Here is a 26,908-nt window from a genome sequence, read left to right as displayed (position 1 = left end):
GCAACGGGTTATCAGAGATTCGTCAGAATGACGGGGTTTGGCGACGCAAGTAGTGAGTGGCTCTTGGTTAGCGGCAACGGGTTATCAGAAAAAATCGCGTCAAAAAGTTATCAAAAATGGTTATCAAAGCAGCAGTGAGCCGGATGAGGCGAACAGCGACTAAGGGCAGCGGTAATGGCTTGGTCGCAAGCGGTTCAGCGATTCACTTCAACACTCTTCTTGCCGGAGCACCGAGGCGAGTGAGTAGAGGGGGGCCGGCGACGTAAGTCGTGAGCAACCGCAAAAGAGGGGTGTTCAACTATCGGAGGCGTTTCGGAGCAAAAAATGGTGCCATTTGCGAGAGATATCGAAATTTTTGTTCAGCGATGAGCTTGAAAGTTGGACAAGTTGGTTGAATGGAGCGGTACGAGTTCGGAGAGTTACGTCAAATTTGTCTCTAATTCCTGATTCGTAATTCCTGACTGCTGCTGCAGGGCAGCCCCTCACCCCCGACCCTCTCGCTGGAGTACCGAGGAGAGAGTATGAAGAAGGTAGGTGAAAACTAGGCGACGCGGTGGAGGCCGGAGTCGCGGGTGTCTTTCGCCTTGTCCTTGGGCTCGGGGAGCGAGACGAGGACGGGCTGATCGAGCCGAATGCGCGCGGGGCCGACGGGCAGCGGAACGGGGGCGATCGGCACGCTGTGCAAGCGAAGGTCGGGGGCCCAATAAAGGAGGCCGACTGTCAGCAGTCGTGCGACGGACGAAAGGCCGAAGAGCGTGAGGAACGCGCCATGCGATTCGTTCATCGAAGTAAGAACCGCAGCGCCCAGGAAGCTGCCAAGCACCATCGCGATGGAGTTGCCCCAGTTATAGAAAGTCAGCATGCCGGTGCGGTCCTGGCGCGGGATCGCTTCGAAGAACATCAATAGCATGGCCAGTTCGTAGGCCGCCCAAGTGACGCCGGAGATCAACTGAACCACGCAGAGGTACACGAATTCGCCGGTGACGACCCAGTGGCCATCGGAGCCGGGCAATGTAACCGGTACGGTCCATTGCCAGACGGAGAACCAATCGCTGATAACCCAAAACGACGAGATCGGAATGATCGCGATGCCGCCGACCCAGAGCAGACGCTTCGCCCCGCAGCGCTGCGCGAAGCGTCCCCAGAAGGGAGTCGCCAGCACCTTGCCGGCAAAGCCGAGCCCGATCATGAGCATGTAGTCGAAGTACGAGACGCGCTGATCGAGAATCAAGTACGAATTGAAATAGGGACCCGAGATTTGCACGGCGGTTTGCATCGCGAGCAGATACCAGACGAGCGTGCCGCCATTTTTGGCCGTCGAGGCAAAGATGGTGCGCAGCGGCACGTGGCGATCGCTAATGCGCCCGCGGAGCGGTTCACTTTGCTGCAACAGCGCAAAGCCGGAGAAAAGTCGGGCCGCAGCGGCTACGAGCAGGATCGAACAAAAGGCGGACAACACGAGGCCGTTGCTCTTCGCCCAGTGCAAGGCGAGCCCGCCGCTGGCGAAGCCCAGCAGCGTGAAGGCTTGCCCGGCGCGCGTTCGACACGAGAAGAACCTGGTCCGAATTCGTTTCGGGATGATCGTTTCGATCCAGGTGTTCCACGAGGGACCACCCGACAGCCCAGCGAACCAATAGACGGTCGCGGCACAATAGATCCACCATACCGAGGCCGGAAAGCCGCCGACGTTCGAGTTCGTGGAATCGGGGGCGAGCAAGATCGCCACCGGCAGCATGAAGACGCTCAGTGCTTGCAAAAACACGCAAGCAGCGACCCACAGGCGGTGCGAGCCGAGCCGGCGAACCAGCCAGGGCGAAGCAAGTTGCAGGGTGGCTCCGGCGAGCATCGGCAACGTGGCGGCGAGGCCGCCTGCGGTTTTGCCGGCGCCCACCGCCAGCGCAAAAGGGACGAAATAGGTCTCCCCGATGCCGACCATCACGCTGTAACCAGCGGCGTCGGCCATGCTGGCGCGGATATCGGCACGAGGCTGCAGGGCCAGCGACCGTTCGGCCGAGTCGTGAATCAGCGCCGGTCGTATTTGCAACGACTCGGTCGCGGGCGCAGACGTAAGGGTGGCAGGCATTACCGGGGCAGGCGTATTAGCTGGCGGGGAGTGCGCCGAAGTTGACAGCCTGGCCAAAAAAGAGCGACGGGGCGGGATCGCGAGCGACATTTATCGAGAGAGCTAGCTGTTATCGAATTCTAATTCAAACGGTTGGAGGACAGGAGAGGGACAGTAAATACTGAGAAGTGTTCAGCCCGGCAATCGCAAAACGACCTGCCGCCCCACTCGCGGGGACCAGCGAAAGCGACTCTACATCGCTTTTCCGCAGCCCCGCGGGTGTTTGTGCGGTCAACCGTGTTTTTTGCGAACCGGGCGGTCAGGAGTCAGGAGTCAGGAGTCAGGAGTCAGGAGTCAGGAGTCAGGAGAATGTGGCTTGTGGCGGGGCTGCCGTTATGCCGGAGGAGCGGAATTATGGATAAACTATTGCACTGGACGGTTTTCGATGGTTTTACAGGGCCATGACGATGCCGGTTGCTTCCGCTAAGCAATTGAATGTTTATCGCGAGGCGTTTGCGCTCTCGATGAAGATTTTTGAACTGACGAAGAGGTTTCCTACTGAAGAACGATATGCACTCGTGAGTCAGATTCGCCGGTCATCTCGATCGGTGTGTTTGAACTTACGAGAAGCCTGGGCGAAACGACGCTACGGAGCCCATTTTGTGAGCAAGCTTACAGACTGCGATGGCGAGAACAGCGAGACCGATTCATCGTTAGATTTTGCTCTTTCCTGCGGCTACATATCACCCGATCAACATGCTGACTTAACGACAAAATGCGCCTCCATTGGCCGCATGCTCGGTGCCATGATCCAAAACCCAAGACCATTCCTACTCACCAGAAAAGCACCCGACGCTCCCGAATCCTGACTCCCGAATCCTGACTCCCGAATCCTGACTCCCGAATCCCCGCACCCAAACACGCAACCCCTAGAACCAACGCCCAACACCAATGTCCACCGCAGCGCTCGATAAATCCGGTTCCCGCGTACGCCGCATGTTTGGCGAGATCGCTCCGCACTACGACCGGATGAACCACCTGCTGTCGATGAATGTCGACAAGCACTGGCGCTGGTACACCGTCCGCAAGTTGGACCCGAAACCCGGCGATCCAATCCTGGATGTGTGTACAGGGACCGGCGACCTCGCTTTGGCCTTTCATCGCTATACGAAAGGTCAGTCGCCGATTGTGGCTTCGGACTTCTGCGGCGAAATGCTGGAAATTGGTTGCCGCAAACGAGATCGGGCGAAGATCTCGCCCGAGACAATCGAATTTATCGAGGCTGACGCCCAGCAATTGCCGTTTGAGAGCGACCGGTTTGGCGTCGTGTCGGTGGCCTTTGGCCTGCGGAACGTCGCTGATACAGATCAAGGGTTGCGAGAGTTGACCCGCGTCTGCAAGCCGGGCGGTCAGGTCGCCGTGCTGGAGTTCTCGACGCCGACTTGGCAACCCTTCAAGGCGTTCTACGGCTTCTACTTTCGCAATGTGTTGCCGCGAATTGGTCAGATGCTCGCCCGCAATAGCTCGGCAGCGTATGAGTACCTGCCGCAGAGCGTCGGGCTGTTTCCGCAAGGGAAAGAACTAGCCAGCAAGATGGAAGCAGCAGGGCTGAAGGACGTGAAGTACTACACGCTGACGTTCGGCATCGCCACGCTCTATGTGGGGCGAAAATGAGCGGCCCAGCGGAACAACTGCCACTCGTCTTGGCCATGACCGGAGCCAGCGGAGCGCCCTATGCGGTCCGCTTATTGGAAGTGCTGCTCGCCGGTGATTACGAAGTCCACTTGTTGGTGAGCCCGAGTGGGCAGGCCGTCATTCGGCAGGAACTCAACCGCCAAGTGTCGCTCGAGCGGTTCGAACTGTCGCAACTGCTGCCGAATTTCACGGCCGAAAGATTCCCGGGCAAGCTTCATTACCATCATCACCAGGACTATTTCACGCCGGTCGCCAGCGGGTCGTTCCTGACCGGCGGCATGGTCGTTTGTCCTTGCTCGGGAAGCACTCTCAGCGGCATCGCGCATGGGAGCAGTAACAACCTGATTCAACGGGCCGCCGACGTGCACCTGAAGGAACGTCGCAAGCTGATTCTCGTCCCCCGGGAAACGCCTCTGTCGCTGATCTATCTCGATAACATGCGCAAGGTAGTCGAAGCCGGCGCGGTCATGCTGCCCGCCATGCCAGGCTGGTATCACGGTGTCCGCGACCTGGCCGACCTCATCGACTTCATTGTCGCCCGCATTCTCGACCAATTAGGCCTGCCGAACACACTGATGAAGCGTTGGGGAGAATCTTCTTCTGGAGAACATTGACAAAGGCGCAGGGATAGAGGATTTTTGACTGGGTAGTTAGAATAAGTTCAACCCAGTCACTTACTATTCTCTCCGCGGAAGTTCGCGATGCTCGACACCGTTGGCTCCACACTCCTGACAAGCGGCCAGATGCTGGCCCAAACCGGCACCTCGAAGACGATGCTCGGCTACATGGCCGTGATCGCGCTCATCGCGGTCGGCTTGGCGCTGGTCTGCCGACCTTCGGGCCGCATGGTCGAGAAGAAGAAAAAGAAATAGGCAATTCACGATTGCCTGCGCATGAAGCTCAAATGTATCCCTGCTGATTTTCGCGTCGAAGAACAAATCACGCTGCGCTCCACCGGCGGCCCCTTCGCGCTCTACCTGCTTAACAAAGAATCGATCGGCACGCTCGAAGCCATCGACCATATCGTGCAGCGGTGGAACTTCTCGCGACCGCAGATCGCCTGGGCCGGCTTGAAAGATCGTCACGCCCGCACCAGCCAATACATCACGGTGAAGGGTGGCCCTCGGCAGAACATGGAAGCCGGTGGCATTCAGCTGCAGTTTCTCGGCTATGCCGCCCGTCCCGTGCACCCACGCGATATCGTCAGTAATCGCTTCACCGTCGTGCTGCGCGATATGGATGCGGCAGAAATCTCCGCTGCCCAGCGCACCCTGGCCGAAGTCGACCGCGATGGCTTGCCCAATTACTTCGACGAGCAACGCTTCGGCTCGCTAGGCGTCTCTGGCGTCTTCATTGCCCAGCCTTGGTGCAAGGGAGATTATGAGCAGGCCCTGTGGCTCGCCCTGGCCGAACACAACGACCACGACCGTCCGGACGAACGCGAACAAAAAGGCATTCTGCGTGAGCTATGGGGCAAGTGGCCCGCCGCGAAAGCGGCGCTCGCGCGGTCACATCGCCGCAGTGTGATTACGTTCCTCGCCGATAAACCGGTGAATCCCGATTTCAAACGGGCCCTCGCGCTCGTGCGGCAAGAGCTGCGCAGCCTGTGGTTGGCTGCCTATCAGAGCCATCTATGGAATCAAATGCTGGCCGCGGTGCTCGAAGCGAATTGCCCGCCCGAGACGCTTCGCCGTCAGCGAATCGCGCGGCAAGAGTTGCCGTTCTTTACTTCACTGCCCGATGAACATCGCCAGTGGATGCACGATTTTCAAATGCCGCTGCCTTCGGCTCGGCTGCATCTCGAGCCCGGCGATTTGAAAGACTTGATTGAAGACGTGATGACCGCTGAGGGGATGGAACTGCGCGAAGTGCGGGTGAAGTATCCGCGCGATGCCTTCTTCAGCCGTGGTGAACGCCCGGCAATCTTCCGGCCCGAATATCTGACCCACGAAACGACGCCGGACGAGATGTACTCTGGCCGCAGCAAGCTGACGCTTCAGTTCACGCTGCGCCGCGGCTCGTATGCAACGATCTTCGTCAAACGAATTACTGGCCTTGCTTGGAGCGATGAAGAAGACGATTCGGAAGAAGAACCGGCTCCCGAAGCGGAAACGTAATGGCCAGGGGTCGGTTACTCTTCAAACCGATTCGCCTTCAGCGTCACGTATTCGAGTTTGGATGGTGCTTCGGCTTCGCTCATCACGGCATTGCTAATCACCGCTGCTTCCGCGGGCGCGTCGTCCAGAATCTCTTCCTCCTTGGCAATGCCGAGCAGCACGCACGTATCGAGCAGCGTTTCGGACGCAAAGCGACCGGGGCCCAGCATGCAGTGCATGTTAAACAGGCCGCGGTTGTAGTCGTCGGAACGCTGAAACGGATCGTTGACGATCCCGCCGAGCGCTCCCATGTTGTCACCGTTGGGTTCCGGACGAACGAAGAACGCGATGCCGGTATAGATGCACATGGCCCCGGCAATCATTCCCGCGCACTGCAGTGGATGAAGCGCAGGAGACAGGATGGGCCAGGCGATTACATAGCCGACCGTAATCATGAGCGCCAATCCGCACCACTTCAGCAGCACCAACCAGCCGGGCTTGCGCTTGGTGACATAGGTCGAGTTCAACTCTATCTGGCCGCGGGCCCCTTCAAAGCGACCGTACCGCTGGCGATCTTCGTAGTAATAGCTGTCGTGTTCGAAATCGAGAAACATTCGGGCGGTCCTCAGACGCGGGCGAGTCGGCAGAATTTGCACGCGGGTAGTCTCGTGAAATCTAGCTCGGAATCCCCCGACCAGCTGTAACGATTGCACCGATTCTCGCTTGCGTAAGGCGCGGCCAGGTCCGAGAATTCAACTCGTTCCCTCCGCACTACCTCCCACCGCAGTCCCGCCTGGAATCTCTGCCATGAAGCGTCTGTTTTCTTATGCGCTCGTTGCCTGCGCACTCACCTCTCCCGCGGCGATCTTCGCTCAGGTTCCTTATGCCGCTGGCGACTGGCCGCAGTGGCGCGGACCGAATCGTGATGGCATCAGCCTCGATCAAGGCCTGCTGAAAGAGTGGCCCAAAGAGGGCCCCGCCAAGTTGTGGCAGGTCGACACGGTTGGCGTGGGTTATTCGTCATTGGCGGTGAAAGAGGGCCGCATTTACACGCAGGGTGATATCGACGGCGTTGAGAACATTCTTTGCCTCGACGCGAAAGATGGCCGCACGATCTGGAAAACCCAGCCCACACCGGTCGCTCAGTTTCTGGCGACTCGTATCGACAACGACTTGAAGCAGATCGACAAGAATCAGAACGGGAAGATTGAAGAAGCCGAAGCGCTCGCCCGCTTTGGCTGGGACTGGAACAAGTACGACAAAGCCGCTGGCGGCGATGCTGCGGAAACGGCTGCCCGGCGATCTTCTGCGCTCTTCAAGGAACTCGACAAGGATGGCGACGGCAAACTGGTTTATGCCGAAGCGGGTAACCTGCTGCGAGACACCTTCGAACGGATGGACACAGCAGCGCCGGGAGCTGATCCGAAGGCGATCGCCGACACACGCACCGCTGCATCTTTGAAGGACCTGGATAAAGACGGCGATGGTCGCCTCTCAAAGCCCGAGGTGAAAGGGACCGCCCTCGATCGTCACTTCGGTCGCATCGACGCTCAAGATCCAGCGACCAAGAAGGGCGATGATCTCCTTTCTGACGATGAACTGCGTGTCGCCTTCGTTAAATTCGAAGCAGCCCGTGACGGCAGCATCTCGCCCGATGAGCTGAAGGAGTATTACGTCAAGAACAAGATCGCCGGCGATGGCGAACTGTCGTCAGAGGAACTTCGCGGTGCGATTGGCGGCTATCGCAATGGCATGGGAGATGGCCCGCGCGGCACACCCACCGTCGATGGCGAGCGGCTCTACATCGAAGGTGGTAACGGCGATGTTACCTGTTTGGAAGCAGCAACCGGCAAGACGATCTGGCACGTGAACCTGAAGATCGACTTCGGCGGCAACACACCGGGCTGGGGTTACTCAGAATCTCCGCTGATTGTCGACGACATGGTCGTGGTCACTCCCGGCGGCAAGGCAGGCACGCTCCTCACGCTGAACAAATTCACCGGGAAGCCGATTTGGCAAAGCAAGGAAGTGACCGACGGCGCGCACTACTCGTCGCCAGTCGTCGCCACGATCGATGGCGTGCGCCAGATCGTGCAATTTGCCAACAAGAGCGTCTTTGGCGTGACGCTGGCCGAAGGGAAGCCTTTGTGGAATTACACCGCCCCCGCCAATGGCACAGCCAATTGCTGCACGCCGATTATCGCCGGGAACGAAGTCTTTGCCTCGAGCGCTTATGGTACAGGCGGTGGGCTGGTGAAGATCGCCGCTGCTGGCACCGCCCAGCAAGCCGAAGAGGTTTACTTTGAAAAGAAGATGGCGTGCCATCACGGCGGGATCGTCAAGATTGGCGACTACATGTACAGCAACGGCGGCGGGGCACTCATCTGCATGGAGTTCTCGACCGGCAAGATCGCCTGGCAATCGCGCAGCAGCGGCAAAGGCTCGCTCTGCTATGCCGACGGCATGCTCTACCTGCTGGGGGAAGGGCACGAAGTGGCGCTCGCCGAAGCGACGCCGGAAGCCTATCGCGAACACGGCAAGTTCAAGATCGAAAGCCACGGCAAGCCAGCCTGGGCCCATCCGATTGTCACCGGCGGCAAGCTGTACATTCGCGATCAAGAGTCAATTACCGTTTACGACGTGAAGGCGAAGTAGCTTCGCATTTTCCGCCCCGCCCAAGCCCCTAGCCCCCTCTACCACCATGAAACGTCGCGACTTCATCGAACAGAGTCTGGCTGCCGGAATTGTCTTTGCGGGGACAGCGCACCTGGCGTATCCGCGGCCGGCCTATGCGCTGGCGAATGACAAGATTTCGATCTGTGCCATCGGAGTGAAGGGACGCGGCGGCCATGTGCTGCAAAGCTTCATGGGGTTGCCTGAGGTGGAAGTGAAGTACGTCTGCGATCTCGATGACAGCGTGCTCGCCGCACGCGTTGCCATGGTTGAGAAGGCGACCGGCAAACGTCCGCAGGCGATCAAGGACTATCGTCAGGCCATCGACGACAAGTCGCTCGATGCGCTGGTCATTGGCACTCCCGATCACTGGCATGCGCTGCCGACAATTCATGGCTGCCTGGCCAAGAAGGATGTCTATGTCGAGAAGCCGGATGGTCACAACATCATGGAAGGGCGCACGATGGTGGCCGCGGCAAAGAAACATGGCCGCGTGGTGCAAATGGGCACACAGGCTCGCACCGGCCCACACATGCTCAGCTTGATGGAGTACTTAAAGACTGGTGCGCTGGGAAAGGTCCGCTTTGCAAAGGCTTGGGAGAGTGCCAAGCAAGGAAGCATCGGCCATGCGGCCGATCGTGAAGCGCCGGCGGGACTCGACTACAACACGTGGCTCGGCAGTGCGCCACTACGGGCATTCAATCCGATGCGCTTTCACGGCAACTGGCGCTGGTTTTTCGATTACGGCACGGGTGATCTCGGCAACGACGGCGTCCATCGACTCGACATGGCTCGTTGGGCACTCACCGCTGCCGCAGCGGCCAAAGGAGAAGTCGTTCCCGAGATGCCGCGCGCCATTGCCTCACTCGGCGGCAAGTACTATTTCGACGACGACCAGGAGTGGCCGGATACGCTGATGACTACCTTCGATTTCGCCGGTGGTTACCTGCTCACTTACGAGATGCGAGTCTGGAATGCTTATCACCTGCACGACGAACCCGAAGGGGCCGCGGTTCACGGCGATCAAGGGTACGTGATCATTGGCAATACGCGCTGGCGCGCCTTCGATGCCAAGGGCAAGCTCATCAAAGAAGACAAGGCCGGCTACAACGACGTCGGCCACGTCAAAAACTTTCTCGACTGCATGCGCTCGCGGGCCAGGCCCAACGCCGATCTCGAAACGGTTGGCCACCCTTCCAGCTTGCTCTGCCACCTCGGCAATGCCGCCTGGCGAGCCGGTCGCACACTCAAGTTTGACAAAGAGACTTACACGTTCGTGGGCGACAACGACGCCAATCAGTACCTGACCCGCGCAGAGTATCGCAAGCCGTTCCTGCTGCCCAAAATCGCCGATCTGTAACTTGCTCGACGCCAAGAATTAAAAACAGCCGCCAGGGAAGTGGCGGCTGTCGAGAGGTTGATCTGAGTTTCGGTCGGGGCAGGCTTAGTAGTTCGAGCCTGGTCCACCGCTGACATTGCCCACCATGTGGAAGTGGTTGTGATCGATGTAGATCACTTCCTGAGCGTCTTCATCGACGGTGGTGTGCGGAACTGGCCAGCCCACACGAGTAATCTCCGAGTAGTAGATCGTGCACTTGTAGTGAGCATGGTGCAACTGAACGGGGCCGAGCAGCGGCACGACGCGTGGCGGATCGATGTAGTCGGCGATCTTCTCTTTGAGAATTCGCACGTTGTTGCGTTGGCGTTCGTGCAGGAACGGCAAGCCACCTTGAATGGGGTTGGCCTTTTCCCAAGCGCGGACAACTTCGTCATCGCTCGGAGGATCGAGGGCCACGGTCGGGCCACCCGGAACCAGCGGCGGCAGGATCGGAGCCCGCTCGTACCGTTCGTGGTTCCAGAACTCGTCTTCTTTCTTCTTTTGGTAGTACGGGCTGACTGGGATCGGAATGCCCCACAGGCCCATATTCGTACCGACTGCCAGCCCCACACAGCCGGTGCTGGTGAGTGACGTGAGCGCCATCACGGTGCAGAGAGCTGCGAGTGCGATCCTGTGCGACATGGTTCATCCTCGATGCGTAACAGTCAGTTGCCGGGTGCCTGCGAAAATAACCGCAGACTCAGCCTTATGAAACTCAGGTGTCTAGAACGTCTCGGCGATAGCGAGTCGTTCCAGACCTATTTATCGTGTGAAGCTGTAACGAACTTGCAGGATTTTCCGATCGCGAGAGAAATTCGGAAAAAAAGGGTGAAAGCAGGGGCTTGGGTCTGGAAACCAGGATCTGGGGGAAGGCAAATGCGGCCGTTTGCTGAGCAACTCAATCGCCCTTCCTCAGTCCCCCTGCCCAAGAAACGAAAAAACCTTCGCGGCCCAAGACCGCGAAGGCTTCATGCTTTGTCGTTATGTGTTGCTGGTTGCCGATTCGGCAGATTAGCGATAACGGCGATTCTTAAAGTCGAGGAACCACCAACCGTCATCCCATTCCATGGTCACCTTCCGCCAGCCCAGTGGAACCTGCGGATAGGGGTAGAATGGTCCGATATATGGCCATGCGGTGGGCGAGTATTGCTTGGGGTAAGTTACGGCGGCGTAGTTGGGGTAAGCCGCGTAGCTTGGCCAGGCGTGGCCCGGCATCGAAGGGTGATCATAGCGGGCCGGGGCAACGCCCATGCCGCCACCGGTGTGCATCGGCATTGGCTGGCCGTAGCCTTCGCCACCGTATTGTCCAACCATGCCTTCTTGGTGATTCACATAGCGGGCTGGCGAGTAAGCCATCGGCACTTGCGACTGGTGAGCAGCTGCCCCAGCGTAAGGATTGCCAGCTTGTGGTTGGTACGGAATCGGGCGCGATGCGATTTGCTGCACGCCACTCGACATGGCGCTGCCGCCGCTCACACCTGAGCCGATTTCGCCGTGAGAAGCAGCCGGAGCTGCCTGTACGGGGTCGATGGGTGTTTGCATGCTCACTTGCATATTGCGACCGGGAGCTGCTTCTTTACCGGCTTCGGTCACCGTGATGTCATTCACCACTTGCTTGACACCCTGCACGCGGCGGGCGATATCAAGTGCCCGAGCTTGTTGCTCGGGGTTAGAAACGCGGCCCGAAAGCCAAACCGTTCCTTCTTCGACCTGCAGCTCGAGGTTGAACCCCTTCAAGCTGCCAGTCTTTTTCTCTTGTTGCAGTTTCTGCACAATCGACTGGGCGATGGCTTTGTCTTCTTTTTCGTCGCCCATCGCCATCGCTGGCACAAGCGTCATGCCTGCCAACAAAGCAAACCGGAACACGTAACGTCGCATGGTTTCCCCCCTCCTGAGGATAGTTCTTCGCAGTGCTGCCCAGCCGTTGTGCTACTCGCTGATGTGATCCCCACCGAACGTCGGCACGCTTGGGTCGCGTGACATTCGACAGCGAGCAGCGATCGCAAGCTGAGCGATTCGAGGTCATCAGCCATCAGGGACGAACGTCCCTAAGGAAGCTGTGAAATCGAACAAGGCACTGGCGCAAATCGGGTGATTCGTATGAGTACCCGCTAGTAATTGTCGGTATGCGACCGTGCCGGAAGGTAGGTTTTTTTCGATTTTGCCGGTCTGCCTGAGGCCGTTTTGACCCCAAAAACAGCAGAAATGGGGCTGCTAGCGATAAACTTTAACGACTACGAAGACTCTCCCGTCGCAGTCGCTCGCTGGGCAAGGTTACTTCTCGACAGCGGGCTTGGTTTCCGCCGCCTTGGTTTCGCCTGGCTTTGCGTCGCCGGGCGTGATGGTGCCAAACATCTGCCCTTTGACTTCACCATGTCGCCAGGTGCCGCTGTACATTCCGTCGTAAATGACCACGCGCGTGCTAAAGGTTCCCAACCCCGGAACGGCCATGTCAGTCATGGTGATCACTGGTGTATCGCCGGCCCATTGAATCTGCAGCGGGACCGGCATCGTCTTGTCTGTGGTGCCGTACTTGATACGGGCCTTCAGCATCCAGATATCGCCTTCCACTCGCTCGGCCGAAACGATCGTGTACTCTTCGCCGCTCGGCGGTTTGGCATCCTTACCGAGCACCGTAAAGCTGCCCGTCATCTTCGCTCCAGTGAGCATTTTCTCGAGCTTCGTAATCAGTTCCTCTTGCGAGGGCTTCGCTGCAGGCTTGTCTTGGGCAACAACGTCGACAGCTAGCAGGCCGCTCGCCAGAAGCAACAAAGCCAGTCCCAGGAATGGTTTCAGCGTGTGGTTCATCGGGCAGCTCCGTGGAGGGGGCGAAAACGAGCAGTAAGTAGTGAACCCCAGCAGTATCTGCCTCGCGCGGCTCACTTGCAATGCTCCGTGCTTCGTGCCTCGTGTCGAAATAGGCGACGCAGGAATTCTGCGACGGCGCTCCGCCAAGATTTGCTCAAACGTCTGAATATGCCGGACCGATGACTTGTAAGGGTAGCAGCGATCCTACCGCCCAGTGAAAGACTGCGATCTCGGGCGACCTTGCCAGCGTTGGCCAGCGAGGTTCGCCACATTGCGTCCCATTCAAATCCTGACAGCTTGAAATACTGCGTCGCTGACTGGAACACCCAGAGGCAACCTGATTGCACCCCGGAAGGGTTCACGATGCCTCGGATGGATTCACTTAGCCGCCTTCTGCTTGCCATGGCGCTGGTTTCTTGCGCGGCGTCACTTCGCGCGCAAGAGTTTCCTCTGCCAGCACCCGCCGCTGTGTATCAGCCGCCCAACGACGTTCACATCGCTGCCGCCGCCGATGCCCTTGCTCCGCCCGAACTCACCAACGAAGAACGAATCGCTGAGCTCGAAGACAAGCTCGACGACGTTCTTAAGAAAATGAAGACGGCCGGTGAGAAGGAAAAGCCCGCGGCCAAAAAGGAAGAGGCCTTCCCCACCTTCAAGACCACGGGCTTCTTGCAACTCGATTCTGCCTTCTATTCGCAAAGCCTCGCGAATCGCCAAACGGTCGGCGATGCTCAAGACGGCACTGGCTTTCGCCGCGCTCGCCTGGCTGTGCAAGGAAAAGTGGCCGAGTTCACTGCGTATCAAATTGAAATGGACTTTGCGACGGCCGGCCGCCCAAGCTTTTTCGACTGCTACGTCGAGCAAGCCAATATTCCGGCTCTCGGTGCAGTAAAGATCGGCCATTTCTGTCAGCCCTTCAGCGTGGACTCGCTCACCGGCTTTCGCAACCTCACGTTCCTCGAACGCTCATTGCCGTTTCTCGCCTTGGTGCCGTTCCGCAAAACCGGTATCTCCGCGGCAAATCAGTCGGAAGATCAGATGACGCAATGGACGCACAGCTTGTATCGCACGGGCGGTTTCAACAACGCACCGCTGGGCGACACTCGTTTTGCCACCGATATCGGCGACGTCGGCGGTTATTCGTTTGCGACGCGGGCCACACACCTGTTGCACTATGACGAACTGGCTCCAGATCGCTACTTGTGGCACGTCGGCGCGGGATACACGTACGCACAACTGGGTGCCAACGATGCCGTTGGCAGTGGCACCGCCGGCAACATCGGCAGTCCACGTCCTTTTTATCAGGCCCGCACCACTCCCGAGTTTGGCCCGCTCGGTTTCTCAGAATTTCCTAGTTCGTTCGGCTCGGCCGCGAACGGCACGCCCACCTTTGTCGATACCGGCCGCTTCGAAGCGGATAACTTCAATCTCTTCGGTGTCGAAACCGTCACGCAGTGGGGGCCCTGGGGCATCACGGCCGAGTACATGGGCTCGCTTGTTAGCACGCCGTGGGGCAGCGTTTACTATCAAGGTGGTTATGCCCAAGCTGCCTATCGCTTGACCGGCGAGAACCGCGTCTACGACAAGAAAACCGGCACGCTTGGCAAGTTGGTTCCTTACACCGACTTCATCCCCCTCAAAGACGACGGCATTTGCGGCTGGGGTGCTTGGGAAGTCGCCGCGCGGTGGTCGATCATCGATCTGCGCAATCCCGACTTTCTCGATGGCCACTACTACGTGCCCGCAACCAATACCTACACGGGAACCAGCAAGGCCGGCAACGGCACGTTGCAAGACGTGACGCTCGGCATCACCTGGTTCCTCAACACGCACACAAAAATCCAGGGCAACTGGATCCACGCGATGCTCGATAACACTGCCCGCGGTCAAAGCAATGCCGACCTGTTCGTCAGCCGCGTGCAGGTGGACTACTAGCTCAAACATCAGTCCTCTACCTTCCTAACTCCCTTCCCCTCGGTACACGTGGTACTCCACGATGAGACAGGGAGAGGGTTGGGGTGAGGGGCCCGCTACGTAATACGACCTCCACTCAACCTCGCTGACGCGTCGGCCTACTTAACTCAACAAACCAACCCAATAACAAATCCCATTCGCCAGGAACCCCGTCATGCGAAGCTTGCCTTATCTGTTTGCGGGGGCGATTGTCGCTCTCTCGACCGCGCTGACCATCGCGCAAGAATGCTGTGTCGAATGTGGCTGCAACACGTGCATCCGCAAGGTGTGCCACGTGAAGTGCGAAATCAAGAAAGTGCCGAAGACCGTCTACTCGTGCGAGTGCGAAGACTTTTGCGTTCCCGGCCCGAGCAAAAAGTGTGGATACGAATGCACACCTGGTTGCAATGGCTGCGAGAAGTGCAAAGTGAACTGGGTTCCCCAATGTGCGGACGTCTACACGCGGACCAAGCTGAAGAAGACCACCGTCGACAAAGAAGAGAAGACCTACAAGTGGGTCGTCGAAACCTTCTGTGAGCAATGCGCGACACACTGCGTCACCAGCGAGAAAGATCTACATAAGCTGCAGCTTGCCGGCGGCGAGCAGCCCCAGTCGCCGACTCCTCAGTCGCTAGCTCCCCGCCCAATCGTCGGCAACGAGATCCAGCAGGCATCGTTCACCACGCCCGCTGCTGCGGTTCTACCGGCGAGCAATTCCAACACCGGACCGAACATCACTGCCCCAGCCAAGCGCGCCGCATCGGCCAAAAGTTGGTTCCTGTGGCCGTTCAACAAGTAAGAGAGAACGGCCCGTTGAGCCAATTCGCCTTCAGCCCCACACCAAAACGTCCAACAACCCGCCGGGTTATTGGACAGGTACCCAAGCCTGCATTTTGTCGGAAGTCTTTGCCGGTAGTCACTTGTGACACTCGGGCAACTTTTTCTACTCACTCCTTTTGTCCAATAACCTGGCTAGTTCTTGGACAGGAACCTAAATTGCGATCGTGACCAACCTGCGAATAGGACGTAACGGTAACACGCAGCACCGCTCGCATCTCTGCCACCAAATTTTGAGAGAACGTCCCGCTATTAACTCATGATGGCGAATCGTTGTCAAGTATGTCGCAACTTATTTTTCACGATTTCCAATCGATTTCGGCACTAAATTCTGATCTCCAAATCGCGTGACATCGTCCATTGTCAGGTTTTGCACCACACGCCGGATCTCGGCAGAGAACAGGGAGAATCCCCAAGTGCCCGCAACGACCATTGCCTCGCTGGCCCGCCGTGTGGCGAGGCTCCTCACGGAGAAGCAACGGAAGGTGGCCTTTGCTGAAAGCTGCACCGGCGGACTTGTGTCCGGAGCACTCACGGCCGTACCGGGAATCTCGGCCTGGCACTGCGGCGGTGTCGTAACCTATCGCAACGAAACCAAGGAGGCCCTGCTGAAGGTCCCCAAGTCGCTGCTCACCAATCCGGGCCCCGTCAGCGAAGTCGTGGCCCAGAGAATGGTGCAGGGACTGCTCGAGATCATTCCCGAAGCGGACATCGGCGTCTCGATCACCGGGCATCTTGGACCCCATGCCCCGCCGGAACTCGATGGCCTCGTCTTCATCGGTGTCGCCGAGCGCATGGTGGCAGCTCGGGGAAAATTGTCCGGCAAAATCACCGTTCGTGTACATCGGCTGGTTCTGCCGGGCGATCTCAATCGCTTGGCACGGCAAAAGTTAGCTGTTGCCGCAGCGCTAGAGCAACTACTTCAGCAGCTCGGCTCGCCGTTCTTGGGCGGCGCGTAGATTACTGCTGATGATCGCCTCGAGTTGCACGGCTTGCTCGGCAGGACGGTCGCGATGGCCGAACTTGGCATTGATCGAGCGGGCGACGCCTTGAAACTTCTCGCTCTGCTTGAACTCGCTTAGCGAAAAGAGCAGGACGAACATCACCAGCAGCAGCGTCATCAGGTCGCTGTAGGTGATGAGCCAATCGGGTGTCCGATCGGCAACAGGTTCGCGGTCGAGCGAGCTCACGCGGTGCCCCTTTCGAGCTGCACGCGGGCCGCTGGTGGCAAGTAAACCTTCAATCGCTGAGCGATCAAGCGCGGATGTTCGCCGGCTTGAATGGCCAGGATGCCGCGAATGATGATCTCGCGAGTGAGCATCTCTTGCCGGCTGTAATAGGCAAGCTTCTCCGCCATCGGCAATAGGGATGCTGTGGAGAGGACTGCGCCGTAGAGTGTCGTAATCAGTGCCACGGCCATGCCACCAGCAATGCTCGAAGGATCGCTAATGTTGCCGAGCATGACGATCAGGCCCAGGAGCGTGCCAATCAGTCCGAAGGCCGGTGCGCTGCGACCCAGTTGATCGAGCATTCCCTTTCCTTCGCGATGGCGACGAGCCATGCCGTCGATCTCGCTGCGCAGCACTTCTTCCAGCATCTCGGGGCGAGTCCCATCGACGGCGAGTTCGACGCCCAAGCGAATAAACGGGTGTTCGCCTTCTTCGGCTCGATGTTCGAGAGCCAGCAGGCCATCGCGACGGGCAATCTCGGCCAGACGAACGAGGCGCTGCACGAGCGAACTAGTGTTTGTGGTTTGTGGGAAGACCAGACGAAACAAGACGCTCGGCAGTTTCGCCACGGTCGTGATCGGAAAGCAAATGAGCAGCGCCGCGAGCATCCCGCCGCAGACGGTGGTGATCGCAGCCGAATCGTAGAACGCGTAGGGCGTTCCGCCGCTCATCACGACCGACGCGACAATCATGCTCAGCGCCAGCCCCAATCCGAGTAACGTCGCCAGATCCATCAAGCGGTCTCCTGCTTGGCAGCCAGGTCTTGCTGACCGCCGGCGCGACTAGGCACCGGCGCAGGAAACAGGAGCTTCGTCTGCTGATAGCGGACAGCCCGCAGCATCACCTCGTCCATCGGCTCGCGCACAATCATTCGCTCGCCCGAGGTGAGCGTGACGAACGTATCGGGTCGCGATTCGATGTAGCGAATCAGTTCCGCATTCAAGATGAACGGTTCGCCATCGAGACGAGTGAGCTTGATCATGTCTGGCCGAGCCTCCTTGCTCTGGCGTTCCAATCCTCGTGAGCCTGCTAGTTCACGCTACGAGCTTAGCGGCGCAGGTTCAGCAATTCGTCGAGCAACTGCTGGGCAGTGGTGATGACCCTCGCGTTACCACGGTATTGAGTCGTGGCGAGCACCAAGTCGATCAGGTTCTTACCAATGTCGGTGTTCGACAGTTCGACCGCACCGGCAATGATTTTGCCAGTACCGTCGTTACCTGGATTCCCTTCAATGGGCAAGCCCGAGTTCACGCCTTGGCCAAACATGTTCTGGCCTTTTTGCTCCAGACCCGTCGGATTCGCGAAGCGGGCGAGACGAATCTGCCCCAGGTCACGCGTCACACCGCTGCTGAAAACGCCACGGATCGTGCCGTCTTCACCGATGATGTAACTGCTGAGCGTACCAGCGGCCGAACCGTCTTGCCGGGCTGCAGCGAGGCTGCTCTTGGCTTGGGCGAGGCCGGAGACCGACGAGAAGTCGAGTTCGAATTCGAGCGGATCAGACGAGGGAATATTGCGGCGTTCGACCGTCACGCGATCGTTGGTCGCACTGACGAATGAGCCCTTGCCATCGAACGTAATCAGGCCGGTGCCGACGGCGATTTCGGAGCCGTTGAGCGGGCTGTTGTTGGCGGCATCGGCGTACCAGCGATACACAGTCGCTGAGTCGGTTACCGATTCGAGCACGCTCGTCACCCGAATGCTGAGCGGAATACCGAGCGTGTCGTAAACGATGAAGTCGGTAACCGCACTTTGGCCCTTCGGATCTTGAATCTTGCCGAAGCCTAGGTTCGGCGTAATGACTTCGCCATCGGGAGTGGTAATCTTGAAGCTCGAAATGTCGATTTCAATGGAGTTGTCGACACCATTGTTCGAGACGAGTCGAATCTGCCCGTCGTTGAACACAATGCCGGCGGAGAGAACCGAGTTCTCGCCAGGAATGTTGTTTTGCGAACCGGGAATGGGATGTTGCGGATCGTCGAGCGACGTTTGAATGCCCACCGCGTTCTGCATGAAGTCGACCAGATCCTGCACCGTTGAGGTCGCAGTGATTTCAAATTCTTTTGGCTCAAGCGAACGGCCACCCTTGCGCGCCGCAAACTCCAGCGTGCCGAGTTGGAACATCGGTTCGTAATTCAAGCCGTCACGCTTGATGACGTTCGTGAGCAGCGTATTGCTGTCGACACGAGGACCGTCGAGATCGACTTCTTTATTCGCAACGACGTTCAAGTCGGAGATGGCGGCGTCGCTCCGATTGTCGGTGAACTCTTCACCCGGGGCGACTTCACCGACGAGATAGAAGCGGCTGGTATCGGTCGACAGGTTGCGATAAATACGAACCGTGTCGTAGGCCGGAAAACCACCACCGGGCGGTGGCACGGGTGGCGCCGGCAGGTTCGAGAGTTGCACGCGGCCATTCACGATGTTCTGGGGACCGAGCAGCAACGACGGGCGGCTTTCTTCTTCACCAGCTCGGGAGTAGGTCACCAGGTAGCTGTAGTTGCCGTTGATGGTCGTATCGTCGAGTGGCGTGGACGAGAGCGCCACGGAGTTGTCGTCGACGTAGTTGCTGCCGGCTGCGACGGTGTCGAGCTCAAAAAAGTTGGAGCCACCCGCAGCGGTGCGATAGATTTTTACCTGCGAGTAGCTGCCGCTTGCAGCGGGCAGGTTGCCGAGGTCGACACTGTTGTTCGCCAGTGTATCGCCCGCGGGAATGGTGTAGCTGACTTCGGTAGACGCGATTGTCTCGGTGCCGCTGTCGTCGACATAGGCAAAGCGATAGCGGTACGTGGCACCTTCAGCGTGAGTACCACCACCATCGGTCGTGGTGCGAGTGACGCCAGCCGAGCTAGGAATCGGAGAAACATTAAGCGTCGCACCGGCCACATCGGGACGGGGAATCGCCGTATCGCCCAGCGTGGCGCTTTGAATCACACCGGCGGTGTTGGCAATGTCGCCGGAGGGCGAGAGGACGCCTTCGAGATACACATTTTGAGTAGCCTGCGCGACGGCGGCTGACCCCAGGGGAACCGTGAGTGGCACCAGCGTTGTCGTTTGGATATCGAATTGATCGTCGACACCAAACCCCAGCACGCGGTTACCGGTAACGGTCACCAGTTCGTTTTCAGAGTTCGTCTTGAATTGACCGTTGCGAGTGTAAAGCTGCTCACCCTGCGAACCTTCGACGATGAAGAAACCATCTCCTTGAATCGCGAGGTCCGAAGTGTTCGCACTGACTTCGATCGTGCCTTGCGTGAAGTCGGGCGTGATTTCTGCCACGCGCGTACCGAGGCCCGTTTGCCGAGGATTGGTACCGCCGCTGCCTTGCGTGGGCGACGAACCCAAGCTTTGCGTTTGCAAAAACTGGGTGGCGAACACCGATGTCGAAGCTTTGAAACCAACCGTCTGCGAGTTCGCCAGGTTGTTGCCGACCACGTCGACCTGCGTTTCGGCCGCGGTCATACCCGTGAGTGCGGTGGTGAGTGCTGATGCTAGACCCATGACGAAATCCTCCGTTCCGGAAGGTTAATAATCTGACTGTGTGGGGGACGTTGTTCTCAGCGACTATCTGGCAGGACCAACGCGCGAGCTGAGATTCGCGCGCAGAAGGTGATTTGTTAAGTGGCGGGCAGAATCTCGCGGACGTTCTTCAGGTCGATGTTCTTGCCATCGACGTGTACGCGGTAAGTTCGCTTGCTGGAATCGTCTTCGTCGACATCGATTGTGACCCGTTCGACGATGCCCGTGATGTTTTCGGCTTCGTCGGTGAGCGCGTTAATCTTCTTGCCGATGAGCGCGCTGGCGGTGCTCATGCTTTGGCCCGCTTGCACGGTTTCGAGCGAAGTCGTCAGCTTGTCGGTGGCGGCAATCTCGCGAATGCTACCGATCTGCTGCACAAGCTGCGTGTTGTCCATCGGGTTGAGAGGATCTTGGTTGGTGAGTTCCGAGATCATCACCTGCAGGAACTCGTTGATATCGAGATCCTTCAGATCCTTGGTCTTCTTCTTGCCCGGGGGATTCGTAATGTCGGTTGTGTTGGTGGTACCAATGCCATCGACGGCCATGATTAGCTTCCTTGCGTTCGTTCGCCCGTCCTGGGCAGGTATGGTCTGTGTTTAAACGATTACGTTCAGTTGACGATCGGTCCAACCACTGGCTGTTGGAGCCGGCGAGAGATCGCCAGCCGTTGTCCGCGGCGCAGCAATACCTCGCGGTGTCCCTGGGCTTGAGCCAGGCTGGCGACCTTGTGGCTGATCGGGCATGCCGCCGGTTTGTTGCTCGCTGGGTTGTCTTTGCTGAAGATCGACATCGAATCGTTCGAGGCGTAAACCTTGCTCGGCGAGTCGCTCGCGCAAGGCCGGCAAATTGTCGAGCAACACCTGGCGCGCATCGGGAGTCTCTGCTTCGACGCGAGCCACCAGGCCATCGTTATGCATGATGACTTCAACTCGCAGCGCGCCGAGTTCCGGAGGACTGAGGCGCAGGCGAATCTCGCCGCCTCGCTCCTTGGCCGATTCGAAGGCCTTGGCCACTCGTTGCAAAAACTTCGCGGCATCGACATGGACCGGTGAAGATTCAGCATTCCCGCTGGCCACACCGCGCACCAAAGCATGGGCGGGCAAGCGTTGCACGGCAGCATTCGTGGCCGCCAGGCTGTTCGGTTGAATGGTCGCGTTATTCTTATCGCCAGTGTTCGCGGCTGCCTCAGGCCCGCTCGTCGCTGAAGCGGTAGGTGCAGACACTTCTGGACTCTTAACCTGGCTTTCCGTTGGGGCGGCTTGATGCAGCAGAGCAGTATCGTTCGCGGCATGCGCGGGGGCAACTTCCAGCAACTTGTTGGCCGCTTTTTCGCTAGGTTCTTCGTCACCAGGAAGGTTGTTTTGCTCTATGGTGACTTCCGCCGTTTCGCTTGCGGCTTCCTGAATGCTTTGGTCACCCTTCGCGGTAACAGTCCCTGCTGTCTTCACACTCGCCTTGGTGCCCTCACCAGATTTTTCGTCTTGCTTCGCCTTGGCCGCTGTTTGTGCCTGGCTGGCGAGTGCCGAAGGCAAGACTCCGATGCCGTGTGCCTCTGACTTCGGCGCGTTTTCAGCGGCCGCTGGATCAATAACTGGCTCGGTAACTTCAGCATCGACCGTAGCAGTCCATGTGACAACGGGTGCGATCTCGCTGACTGCTTCTGCGACTTCTGGCTGGCCCTTCGCCTTCTTGCCGAGTATTTCAATTTCGGCCACAGGTGCTTCCGTGACTGATTCCTTACTCACGGCCTCTACAGGCGCGACAAGCTCTTCGGCAGCGGCTTGGACAGGTTCAGCCAACTGCTTGGTCGAGTGCAGATTCGAAACGGCAATCAACGATTCGGCTGCCAGATCGCGGGCCTCTTGTTCTTGGTCATCGTCCGCTTCTCCCTCGGCAGCAACAGGCTGAGCCGCCGTCGCCTCTGCTGTGGGCTCTGCCGGTTCGCTACTGGCGTCATCCGTGTGGCCAACGGCCACTGGCTCATCGTCAGCATCCGAGTCTTGCCGAGTAGATTCACTTGCGGAGGGGACCGATGGATCGCTCTTCTTACTCTCGGTTGCCGGTGATGGCTGGGGTTGTGGGGGAGCCGGGCAAGTCGTTCCGCAGCGAAGGGCAGAGTGGAAATCGGCCGACGAATCTCCGCGTGCAGGCGCGACCACGGCGAACAAGTCGGTGGCGGCGGCAAGCGCTGGTGAATCGGTTGGGCGAATGTTCATGGCTGCCCCTGTTTCTTGGGATTCAGTTGCTGCTGAAGTTGTTTGCGTGTGTCGCGAAGCAGTTCGCTCTCGGGCGTACCGAGGCGAATCTCTCGCAGGATTTCGCTTAGTTTTTCGGTCTCTTCCGGCAGCTTGAATTCGGCGAGGATCTTCTTCCGCTTGTCGAGCGGCAAGTTCTTGAGCAGGTTCACCACGTCGTTTAGCGGTTGATCTTCTGGCCCGCGCGGCGGCGTGTTCAAAATCTGCAGAAGTTGTTCCTTCGCTTGCTTGGGCTGCATCGCTTCGATCGTTTGCTGCAGTTCGACGATCGCCTGGTCGGAACGGCCACTCTCGAGTGTCGCGATGCGGCTATCGAAGGACTGTTTCCATAAATCGAGTCGTTGCCGCTCGGTCTTGATTTGTGATTCGAGGTTCCGCAAATCTTGCAGAGACTTGTCGAGCGCACTTTCCCGCAAATCCAAATCCAGGCTGGCCAGCGCGCGGCGCTCAACGACAGCTTCGAGTGAAGGCTGTTCGGGGTTCTTGCCTTCCTTGGTGTTCTCAGCCGCTGCTTTGGCATCGTTGGGAATGCCATATAGGGCGGCCATCAGCGCCAGCGAGCGATCACCGCTGAGCGCACCCTTGGTCCACAGCATGCTCACCAACACGGCGAGCGATACGACCGTAGCAACACAGAAAGCGAGAAACGCTGCTCCGAGCCAACCGACAATTTTCATTGGGCACCCTCCCGTTGGCGGAAGGCACGCACGATGGCGATTTCGTCAAACTCACGTTGTTCTTGCGCGAGAGCCAATTGCTCGTGCTCGCTGAATCGCTTCTCCTGCAGTTTTTCCAGCACGCGCACTTCGCGATCGGCCTCGACCAGTGCGCTCTGCCGCTTCGCAATTTCCGTCGCAATCTGGTTCTGCTGCACCACGAGTTGAGCGGCTTGCGCCTTTAGCAGCAGTGCATGGCGATGAGCATTCAGCAATGCATCGACGCTCACGCCGGTACTCGAGGCCGCTTGCCGCAGCATCATCTGGCGAGTGTGTTCGTGATTCTCGACTGCCTCGGCAGCAACCTTTTCTTGTTGCTCGCGCAAGACTTCGGCAGCGCGGATGGCGCGGCCGAGTTCAGTCCGCCGCTCATCGCGCGCGTTGATTCGCAAGCGCAGGACTGTCTGTAATCGGAACCGAAAAGCTTGCATGAGTTATCAGCCGACGGGCTGGCCTGCCTTTCGAATGGTGGGTGCATTCGCGGCCTGAGCGACATTCGCCGCCGGGGCTTTGCGCGAGGCCAGGCACTTCTGGGCAAGTTGCACGAGAGCAGCCCGAGACAACTCGACGCTCGATCGGTCTTCCACAGCTTGTCGCAAGTATTTTTGCAGTTCATCGCGCATTGCAATGGCCATATCAACGGTCGGGTTCGCACCGCTACGGTAGGCGCCAATCGAGATCAAGTCCTCGTGATCGCGATAAGCAGAAAGCAACTCCCGAACTGTTTGCGAGGCTGCCCGCTGTTCCTTGGGAACGATGTCAGTGAACAAACGGCTGATGCTGCCGAGCACGTCGACCGCGGGAAAATGCGCCTGCGCGGCTAACTTCCGAGAGAGGATCACGTGGCCATCGAGCAAGCCGCGAACGGTATCACTGACGGGCTCGTTCGTATCATCGCCTTCGACTAGCACCGAGTAAAAGGCCGTGATGCTGCCCAGTTCGTTACGTCCCGCACGTTCAACGAGGCGGGGAAGCATCGCGAACACCGAGGGGGGATAGCCACGCGTGGTTGGTGGTTCGCCAGCAGCCAGACCAATCTCACGCTGGGCCATCGCGAACCGTGTGAGAGAATCCATGATCAACAGCACGCTCTTCCCTTGATCGCGAAAGTATTCGGCGACGGCGGTGGCGGTCATGGCAGCTTGCACGCGCACGAGCGCTGGCTCGTCGCTGGTCGCAACAATCACCACGCTTCGCTTCAGCCCTTCGGGACCAAGATCGCGTTCGAGAAACTCGTTCACTTCGCGGCCACGTTCGCCAATCAAAGCGATTACGTTCACATCAGCCGAGGTATAGCGGCTCATCATGCCCAGCAGCACGCTCTTGCCCACACCGGAGCCGGCAAAGATCCCCAAGCGTTGGCCCACGCCACAGGTAAGCAGGCCATCGATGACGCGCACACCGGTTGAAAGTGGCTCATGTACGCGCGGTCGTTGCAGCGCTGGTGGCGGTTTGCGACCCAGAGGAACACGTTCCGTGAGCATCGGCTGCGGCAGGCTATCGAGCCAGTTGCCTTGAGCATCAATCACGCGGCCGAGCAGTTCATCGCCGACGCCAATCATGCGCGAAGTGCGATGCAGCGTCACCCGGCTGCCGGGACGAACGCCGTTCATCTCGCCGAGCGGATAAAGAAGTGTGAGACCATCGCGAAAGCCAATCACTTCGGCTTCGACATCGCTGGCGGCCTGGCGCTGAATTCTGGCGAGAGCACCGACGGGCGCGGGAAAGCCACCTGCTGCAGCAACGAGTCCTTCGGTGCGCACGATGCTACCGGTAAGGCCCACGGGCAGGATGCTTTCGAGTTGGGAGAGATGATCGGCCATGTTCAGTTGCTGCCGCCTAGTTCCTGGGCAATTCGGTCGAGCTGGGTTTCGATGCGCTGGTCGACATTGCCAAATTCGGTATCAATCCGACAACCACCCGACGTGACCTGCGGATCGCTCACCACTTGCACCTGCCCGAGACGAGCTAGATGTTGTGAAATCTTGAGCACACGGTCGCCGAGCGCGGCATGGTCGGCCGGATTGAGTCGCACCGTGATATGCTCGTGGCCAACGGCGAGCTCTAGGCCTTCTTTGACAAGATCGAGCGTGATCTCAGGCTGCAATTGAATCTGCCGACGAATCACGCGTTCGGCGATCCCCAGCGAGAGCCGAAGCGCGTGATCTTCCCAGTGTTTGAGCCACACCTGCCGAGATTGTTGAATCTGCTGCACGGCGTTTTGAATGGTCGGAGTGAGCGCCTGCAGTTGTTGATCGATCCGCGTTTTGAGCGTTGCCTCTGCCGCTGCGATGGCCGCTTTCTTGCCATCTTCGGCAGCCTGTGCTTTCACCTTGGCTGCTTCATCGCGGGCTTGCTGAACGATGGCGGCCGCTTCCGCGCGCACCTTTTGCAGGTACGCACTCCCCATGTCGCCGAATTGAAACGGCTGGCCTACGCCGTTCAATTCGCCGGTAGTTGCGTTCGCCGCTTTGATGATGCCAGCCATAGGGGACCGTTAGGATTGCAGGCTCAGGTGTTGATTCGGAAGAGGTTGCTTCGAGGCAGCCAGAAACGGCAGGTGGATGACGCGTTGGTCGTGCAGATCGACAGCCAGTTGCGCTACTTGTCGTTGAGCATCGTCGACATCGCGTAGCCGTAAGGCACCGGGATGCGTTAAACGCTGCCGCAACGCAGCGGCGGCGGTTCCCGGCAACTGTCGCAAGATCCGTTGCACGAGCTTGTCTTCCGCACCGGTCAAGGCCAGCAAGATCACCTGCGGATCGGCGGCAGCAAAGACTTTTTTCAGTGACTCGTCATTCAGCTTGTTCAGTTGCGCAAAGCTCACGGCTGGTTGCTCGCTGCGAGCGGACACGGGTACTGGCGCGAGAACTTCGCGGTGCAATGGAAGCACTGGCGCTGGTGCAGCTTGTGCACGACGCGGTTCGGCCGCGTCGAGATATCCCAGTTGACGGACCAATGCGTGATCGCGACTAGCGAGTTGACCGAGCATCTGTTTGCGCTGCGAATCGTTGAGAGCCGAGATAACAGCGCTCGCGCCCGCGAGTCCCTGCGGACGACGCTCGGCTTCGATGCGTGGCAACAGTTGCTGGCGAATCTCATCAGCCAGATCGGCAAGCACTTCGTCGGTCAGCTGAAACAGACGGGCCATCCGCGCGAGCGACTCGGTGCTGAGTTCACTCGGCAAGCGTTCCAGCACGCGGGCGGCTTGGTCGGGATCGACATTCGCGAGCACGACGGCCACTGTCTGCGGATGTTCAGAGCGTAAGTAGTCAGCGAGCAAGCTGGGGCTGGCATCGCGCAGAAAGTAGAAGGGATTGAGATGAGTTGTCGAAGCGGTTGTGGCGGTAAACTTGACGTCTTCGATCGCCGGACTCAAGTCGAGTTCGACGCCGCCGTCGTTGATGGGTGCTGCAGTGGCGGGCTGAGCAACTGGCGGCAAGCGACCGCCATTGCCGAGAAATTCACCAATCACAGCCTGCGTCAGCGATGCTGGAACATCGTCCAATTGCATCAACACTTCGCGCACTCGCGTGGCTTGCTCGGGCGGCATCTGCTCGAGCAGTGCATCGGCCGAACGCATGTCCAGCGAATGAATCAGCACCGCTGCTTTTTGCAGCGGCGAGAGCGAAGCCGGTTGTGTTTGCGAGTTGAACATGTCGGACAATGAATTCTAAAAGCGAGTTC

At 58.7% G+C, this 26,908-nt stretch carries 26 protein-coding genes; 10 read left to right on the top strand and 16 right to left on the bottom strand.

Annotated features, from left to right (window positions below; genetic code table 11):
• Window positions 1–541: 541 nt before the first annotated feature.
• On the bottom strand, window positions 542–2,083 hold the full coding sequence (locus tag NA78x_RS10140; RefSeq protein ID WP_425618324.1) for an MFS transporter: 1,542 nt from the start codon (window positions 2,081–2,083) through the stop codon (window positions 542–544).
• Between the two features lie 440 nt (window positions 2,084–2,523).
• Between NA78x_RS10140 and NA78x_RS10135 the strand changes: the two genes are divergently transcribed.
• The 5 genes from NA78x_RS10135 to truD all read left to right on the top strand — a co-directional run bounded on the left by NA78x_RS10135 (window position 2,524) and on the right by truD (window position 5,874).
• Window positions 2,524–2,931 (top strand): four helix bundle protein, encoded by a 408-nt coding sequence (locus NA78x_RS10135; protein WP_425618323.1) that lies wholly within the window; start codon window positions 2,524–2,526, stop codon window positions 2,929–2,931.
• Window positions 2,932–3,013: 82 nt separating this feature from the next.
• Window positions 3,014–3,736 carry a bifunctional demethylmenaquinone methyltransferase/2-methoxy-6-polyprenyl-1,4-benzoquinol methylase UbiE gene (ubiE, locus tag NA78x_RS10130; RefSeq protein WP_425618322.1) on the top strand — a complete coding sequence of 241 codons (723 nt, stop codon included), beginning with the start codon at window positions 3,014–3,016 and terminating at the stop codon, window positions 3,734–3,736.
• Window positions 3,733–4,371, top strand: coding sequence for a UbiX family flavin prenyltransferase (locus NA78x_RS10125; RefSeq protein WP_425618321.1), 639 nt, complete (start codon window positions 3,733–3,735; stop codon window positions 4,369–4,371). The genes ubiE and NA78x_RS10125 overlap by 4 nt, the downstream gene beginning before the upstream one ends.
• Window positions 4,372–4,458: 87 nt before the next feature.
• A complete protein-coding gene (locus tag NA78x_RS10120; RefSeq protein WP_425618320.1) occupies window positions 4,459–4,629 on the top strand; it encodes a hypothetical protein in 171 nt (56 codons plus the stop codon).
• A 21-nt stretch (window positions 4,630–4,650) separates the two neighbouring features.
• Window positions 4,651–5,874 carry a tRNA pseudouridine(13) synthase TruD gene (gene truD / locus NA78x_RS10115; RefSeq protein WP_425618319.1) on the top strand — a complete coding sequence of 408 codons (1,224 nt, stop codon included), beginning with the start codon at window positions 4,651–4,653 and terminating at the stop codon, window positions 5,872–5,874.
• Between the two features lie 14 nt (window positions 5,875–5,888).
• Here the strand turns inward: truD and NA78x_RS10110 are convergent, their stop codons facing one another.
• Entirely contained in the window at window positions 5,889–6,467 is a 579-nt protein-coding gene (locus NA78x_RS10110) for a hypothetical protein (RefSeq protein WP_425618318.1), read from the bottom strand.
• Between the two features lie 193 nt (window positions 6,468–6,660).
• Between NA78x_RS10110 and NA78x_RS10105 the strand changes: the two genes are divergently transcribed.
• The gene (locus NA78x_RS10105; RefSeq protein WP_425618317.1) at window positions 6,661–8,508 is read left to right on the top strand and encodes a PQQ-binding-like beta-propeller repeat protein; all 1,848 of its coding nucleotides are present in this window, start codon (window positions 6,661–6,663) and stop codon (window positions 8,506–8,508) included.
• 46 nt (window positions 8,509–8,554) lie between these two features.
• Window positions 8,555–9,886 (top strand): Gfo/Idh/MocA family protein, encoded by a 1,332-nt coding sequence (locus NA78x_RS10100; protein ID WP_425618316.1) that lies wholly within the window; start codon window positions 8,555–8,557, stop codon window positions 9,884–9,886.
• 84 nt (window positions 9,887–9,970) lie between these two features.
• Here the strand turns inward: NA78x_RS10100 and NA78x_RS10095 are convergent, their stop codons facing one another.
• The 3 genes from NA78x_RS10095 to NA78x_RS10085 form a co-directional block, all read right to left on the bottom strand.
• On the bottom strand, window positions 9,971–10,546 hold the full coding sequence (locus NA78x_RS10095) for a hypothetical protein (protein WP_425618315.1): 576 nt from the start codon (window positions 10,544–10,546) through the stop codon (window positions 9,971–9,973).
• A 369-nt stretch (window positions 10,547–10,915) separates the two neighbouring features.
• Window positions 10,916–11,782, bottom strand: coding sequence for a BON domain-containing protein (locus tag NA78x_RS10090; protein WP_425618314.1), 867 nt, complete (start codon window positions 11,780–11,782; stop codon window positions 10,916–10,918).
• Between the two features lie 396 nt (window positions 11,783–12,178).
• Entirely contained in the window at window positions 12,179–12,712 is a 534-nt protein-coding gene (locus tag NA78x_RS10085; RefSeq protein ID WP_425618313.1) for a hypothetical protein, read from the bottom strand.
• Window positions 12,713–13,114: 402 nt separating this feature from the next.
• Between NA78x_RS10085 and NA78x_RS10080 the strand changes: the two genes are divergently transcribed.
• From NA78x_RS10080 to NA78x_RS10070, 3 genes are all read left to right on the top strand, one after another.
• Window positions 13,115–14,647: an OprO/OprP family phosphate-selective porin gene (locus NA78x_RS10080; protein ID WP_425618312.1), complete on the top strand. Its 1,533-nt coding sequence runs from the start codon at window positions 13,115–13,117 to the stop codon at window positions 14,645–14,647.
• A 193-nt stretch (window positions 14,648–14,840) separates the two neighbouring features.
• The gene (locus NA78x_RS10075) at window positions 14,841–15,464 is read left to right on the top strand and encodes a hypothetical protein (RefSeq protein ID WP_425618311.1); all 624 of its coding nucleotides are present in this window, start codon (window positions 14,841–14,843) and stop codon (window positions 15,462–15,464) included.
• Between the two features lie 454 nt (window positions 15,465–15,918).
• Window positions 15,919–16,461: a CinA family protein gene (locus NA78x_RS10070; RefSeq protein ID WP_425618310.1), complete on the top strand. Its 543-nt coding sequence runs from the start codon at window positions 15,919–15,921 to the stop codon at window positions 16,459–16,461.
• Here NA78x_RS10070 and NA78x_RS10065 read toward each other — a convergent pair.
• From NA78x_RS10065 to NA78x_RS10015, 11 genes are all read right to left on the bottom strand, one after another.
• A complete protein-coding gene (locus NA78x_RS10065) occupies window positions 16,420–16,692 on the bottom strand; it encodes a flagellar motor protein MotB (RefSeq protein WP_425618309.1) in 273 nt (90 codons plus the stop codon). The genes NA78x_RS10070 and NA78x_RS10065 overlap by 42 nt on opposite strands.
• The gene (locus NA78x_RS10060; protein WP_425618308.1) at window positions 16,689–17,465 is read right to left on the bottom strand and encodes a motility protein A; all 777 of its coding nucleotides are present in this window, start codon (window positions 17,463–17,465) and stop codon (window positions 16,689–16,691) included. The genes NA78x_RS10065 and NA78x_RS10060 overlap by 4 nt, the downstream gene beginning before the upstream one ends.
• On the bottom strand, window positions 17,465–17,713 hold the full coding sequence (locus NA78x_RS10055; RefSeq protein WP_425618307.1) for a flagellar FlbD family protein: 249 nt from the start codon (window positions 17,711–17,713) through the stop codon (window positions 17,465–17,467). The genes NA78x_RS10060 and NA78x_RS10055 overlap by 1 nt, the downstream gene beginning before the upstream one ends.
• Window positions 17,714–17,778: 65 nt before the next feature.
• Window positions 17,779–20,232 carry a flagellar hook-basal body complex protein gene (locus NA78x_RS10050; protein ID WP_425618306.1) on the bottom strand — a complete coding sequence of 818 codons (2,454 nt, stop codon included), beginning with the start codon at window positions 20,230–20,232 and terminating at the stop codon, window positions 17,779–17,781.
• Between the two features lie 116 nt (window positions 20,233–20,348).
• Window positions 20,349–20,795, bottom strand: coding sequence for a flagellar hook capping FlgD N-terminal domain-containing protein (locus NA78x_RS10045; protein ID WP_425618305.1), 447 nt, complete (start codon window positions 20,793–20,795; stop codon window positions 20,349–20,351).
• Between the two features lie 51 nt (window positions 20,796–20,846).
• Window positions 20,847–22,466: a flagellar hook-length control protein FliK gene (locus NA78x_RS10040; protein WP_425618304.1), complete on the bottom strand. Its 1,620-nt coding sequence runs from the start codon at window positions 22,464–22,466 to the stop codon at window positions 20,847–20,849.
• On the bottom strand, window positions 22,463–23,182 hold the full coding sequence (locus tag NA78x_RS10035; RefSeq protein ID WP_425618303.1) for a hypothetical protein: 720 nt from the start codon (window positions 23,180–23,182) through the stop codon (window positions 22,463–22,465). Before NA78x_RS10035 ends, NA78x_RS10040 begins: the two co-directional genes overlap by 4 nt.
• Window positions 23,179–23,652 carry a flagellar export protein FliJ gene (gene fliJ, locus NA78x_RS10030; RefSeq protein WP_425618302.1) on the bottom strand — a complete coding sequence of 158 codons (474 nt, stop codon included), beginning with the start codon at window positions 23,650–23,652 and terminating at the stop codon, window positions 23,179–23,181. Before fliJ ends, NA78x_RS10035 begins: the two co-directional genes overlap by 4 nt.
• A 6-nt stretch (window positions 23,653–23,658) precedes the next feature.
• Complete coding sequence (locus tag NA78x_RS10025; RefSeq protein WP_425618301.1) at window positions 23,659–25,044, bottom strand: FliI/YscN family ATPase; 1,386 nt, start codon at window positions 25,042–25,044, stop codon at window positions 23,659–23,661.
• Window positions 25,045–25,046: 2 nt separating this feature from the next.
• Window positions 25,047–25,709, bottom strand: a complete 663-nt coding sequence (locus tag NA78x_RS10020) for a FliH/SctL family protein (protein ID WP_425618300.1) — start codon at window positions 25,707–25,709, stop codon at window positions 25,047–25,049.
• A gap of 9 nt (window positions 25,710–25,718) precedes the next feature.
• A complete protein-coding gene (locus NA78x_RS10015; RefSeq protein WP_425618299.1) occupies window positions 25,719–26,879 on the bottom strand; it encodes a FliG C-terminal domain-containing protein in 1,161 nt (386 codons plus the stop codon).
• Between the last annotated feature and the right edge of the window lie 29 nt (window positions 26,880–26,908).

This window comes from Anatilimnocola aquadivae (genome assembly GCF_049819085.1).
Classification (GTDB): domain Bacteria; phylum Planctomycetota; class Planctomycetia; order Pirellulales; family Pirellulaceae; genus Anatilimnocola.
This window is presented reverse-complemented; position numbering and strand designations above follow the sequence as displayed.

What these genes read in the sequence shown, in the direction of transcription:
- NA78x_RS10100 (WP_425618316.1), top strand. Translation starts at nt 8,555, where the DNA reads ATGAAACGTCGCGACTTCATCGAACAGAGTCTGGCTGCCGGAATTGTC.
- NA78x_RS10060 (WP_425618308.1), bottom strand. Translation starts at nt 17,465, where the DNA reads ATGGATCTGGCGACGTTACTCGGATTGGGGCTGGCGCTGAGCATGATT.
- truD (WP_425618319.1), top strand. Translation starts at nt 4,651, where the DNA reads ATGAAGCTCAAATGTATCCCTGCTGATTTTCGCGTCGAAGAACAAATC.
- fliJ (WP_425618302.1), bottom strand. Translation starts at nt 23,652, where the DNA reads ATGCAAGCTTTTCGGTTCCGATTACAGACAGTCCTGCGCTTGCGAATC.
- NA78x_RS10040 (WP_425618304.1), bottom strand. Translation starts at nt 22,466, where the DNA reads ATGAACATTCGCCCAACCGATTCACCAGCGCTTGCCGCCGCCACCGAC.
- NA78x_RS10055 (WP_425618307.1), bottom strand. Translation starts at nt 17,713, where the DNA reads ATGATCAAGCTCACTCGTCTCGATGGCGAACCGTTCATCTTGAATGCG.
- NA78x_RS10020 (WP_425618300.1), bottom strand. Translation starts at nt 25,709, where the DNA reads ATGGCTGGCATCATCAAAGCGGCGAACGCAACTACCGGCGAATTGAAC.
- NA78x_RS10045 (WP_425618305.1), bottom strand. Translation starts at nt 20,795, where the DNA reads ATGGCCGTCGATGGCATTGGTACCACCAACACAACCGACATTACGAAT.
- NA78x_RS10140 (WP_425618324.1), bottom strand. Translation starts at nt 2,083, where the DNA reads ATGCCTGCCACCCTTACGTCTGCGCCCGCGACCGAGTCGTTGCAAATA.
- NA78x_RS10105 (WP_425618317.1), top strand. Translation starts at nt 6,661, where the DNA reads ATGAAGCGTCTGTTTTCTTATGCGCTCGTTGCCTGCGCACTCACCTCT.
- NA78x_RS10080 (WP_425618312.1), top strand. Translation starts at nt 13,115, where the DNA reads ATGGCGCTGGTTTCTTGCGCGGCGTCACTTCGCGCGCAAGAGTTTCCT.
- NA78x_RS10085 (WP_425618313.1), bottom strand. Translation starts at nt 12,712, where the DNA reads ATGAACCACACGCTGAAACCATTCCTGGGACTGGCTTTGTTGCTTCTG.
- NA78x_RS10125 (WP_425618321.1), top strand. Translation starts at nt 3,733, where the DNA reads ATGAGCGGCCCAGCGGAACAACTGCCACTCGTCTTGGCCATGACCGGA.
- NA78x_RS10025 (WP_425618301.1), bottom strand. Translation starts at nt 25,044, where the DNA reads ATGGCCGATCATCTCTCCCAACTCGAAAGCATCCTGCCCGTGGGCCTT.
- NA78x_RS10035 (WP_425618303.1), bottom strand. Translation starts at nt 23,182, where the DNA reads ATGAAAATTGTCGGTTGGCTCGGAGCAGCGTTTCTCGCTTTCTGTGTT.
- NA78x_RS10120 (WP_425618320.1), top strand. Translation starts at nt 4,459, where the DNA reads ATGCTCGACACCGTTGGCTCCACACTCCTGACAAGCGGCCAGATGCTG.
- NA78x_RS10050 (WP_425618306.1), bottom strand. Translation starts at nt 20,232, where the DNA reads ATGGGTCTAGCATCAGCACTCACCACCGCACTCACGGGTATGACCGCG.
- NA78x_RS10135 (WP_425618323.1), top strand. Translation starts at nt 2,524, where the DNA reads ATGACGATGCCGGTTGCTTCCGCTAAGCAATTGAATGTTTATCGCGAG.
- NA78x_RS10110 (WP_425618318.1), bottom strand. Translation starts at nt 6,467, where the DNA reads ATGTTTCTCGATTTCGAACACGACAGCTATTACTACGAAGATCGCCAG.
- ubiE (WP_425618322.1), top strand. Translation starts at nt 3,014, where the DNA reads ATGTCCACCGCAGCGCTCGATAAATCCGGTTCCCGCGTACGCCGCATG.
- NA78x_RS10090 (WP_425618314.1), bottom strand. Translation starts at nt 11,782, where the DNA reads ATGCGACGTTACGTGTTCCGGTTTGCTTTGTTGGCAGGCATGACGCTT.
- NA78x_RS10095 (WP_425618315.1), bottom strand. Translation starts at nt 10,546, where the DNA reads ATGTCGCACAGGATCGCACTCGCAGCTCTCTGCACCGTGATGGCGCTC.
- NA78x_RS10015 (WP_425618299.1), bottom strand. Translation starts at nt 26,879, where the DNA reads ATGTTCAACTCGCAAACACAACCGGCTTCGCTCTCGCCGCTGCAAAAA.
- NA78x_RS10075 (WP_425618311.1), top strand. Translation starts at nt 14,841, where the DNA reads ATGCGAAGCTTGCCTTATCTGTTTGCGGGGGCGATTGTCGCTCTCTCG.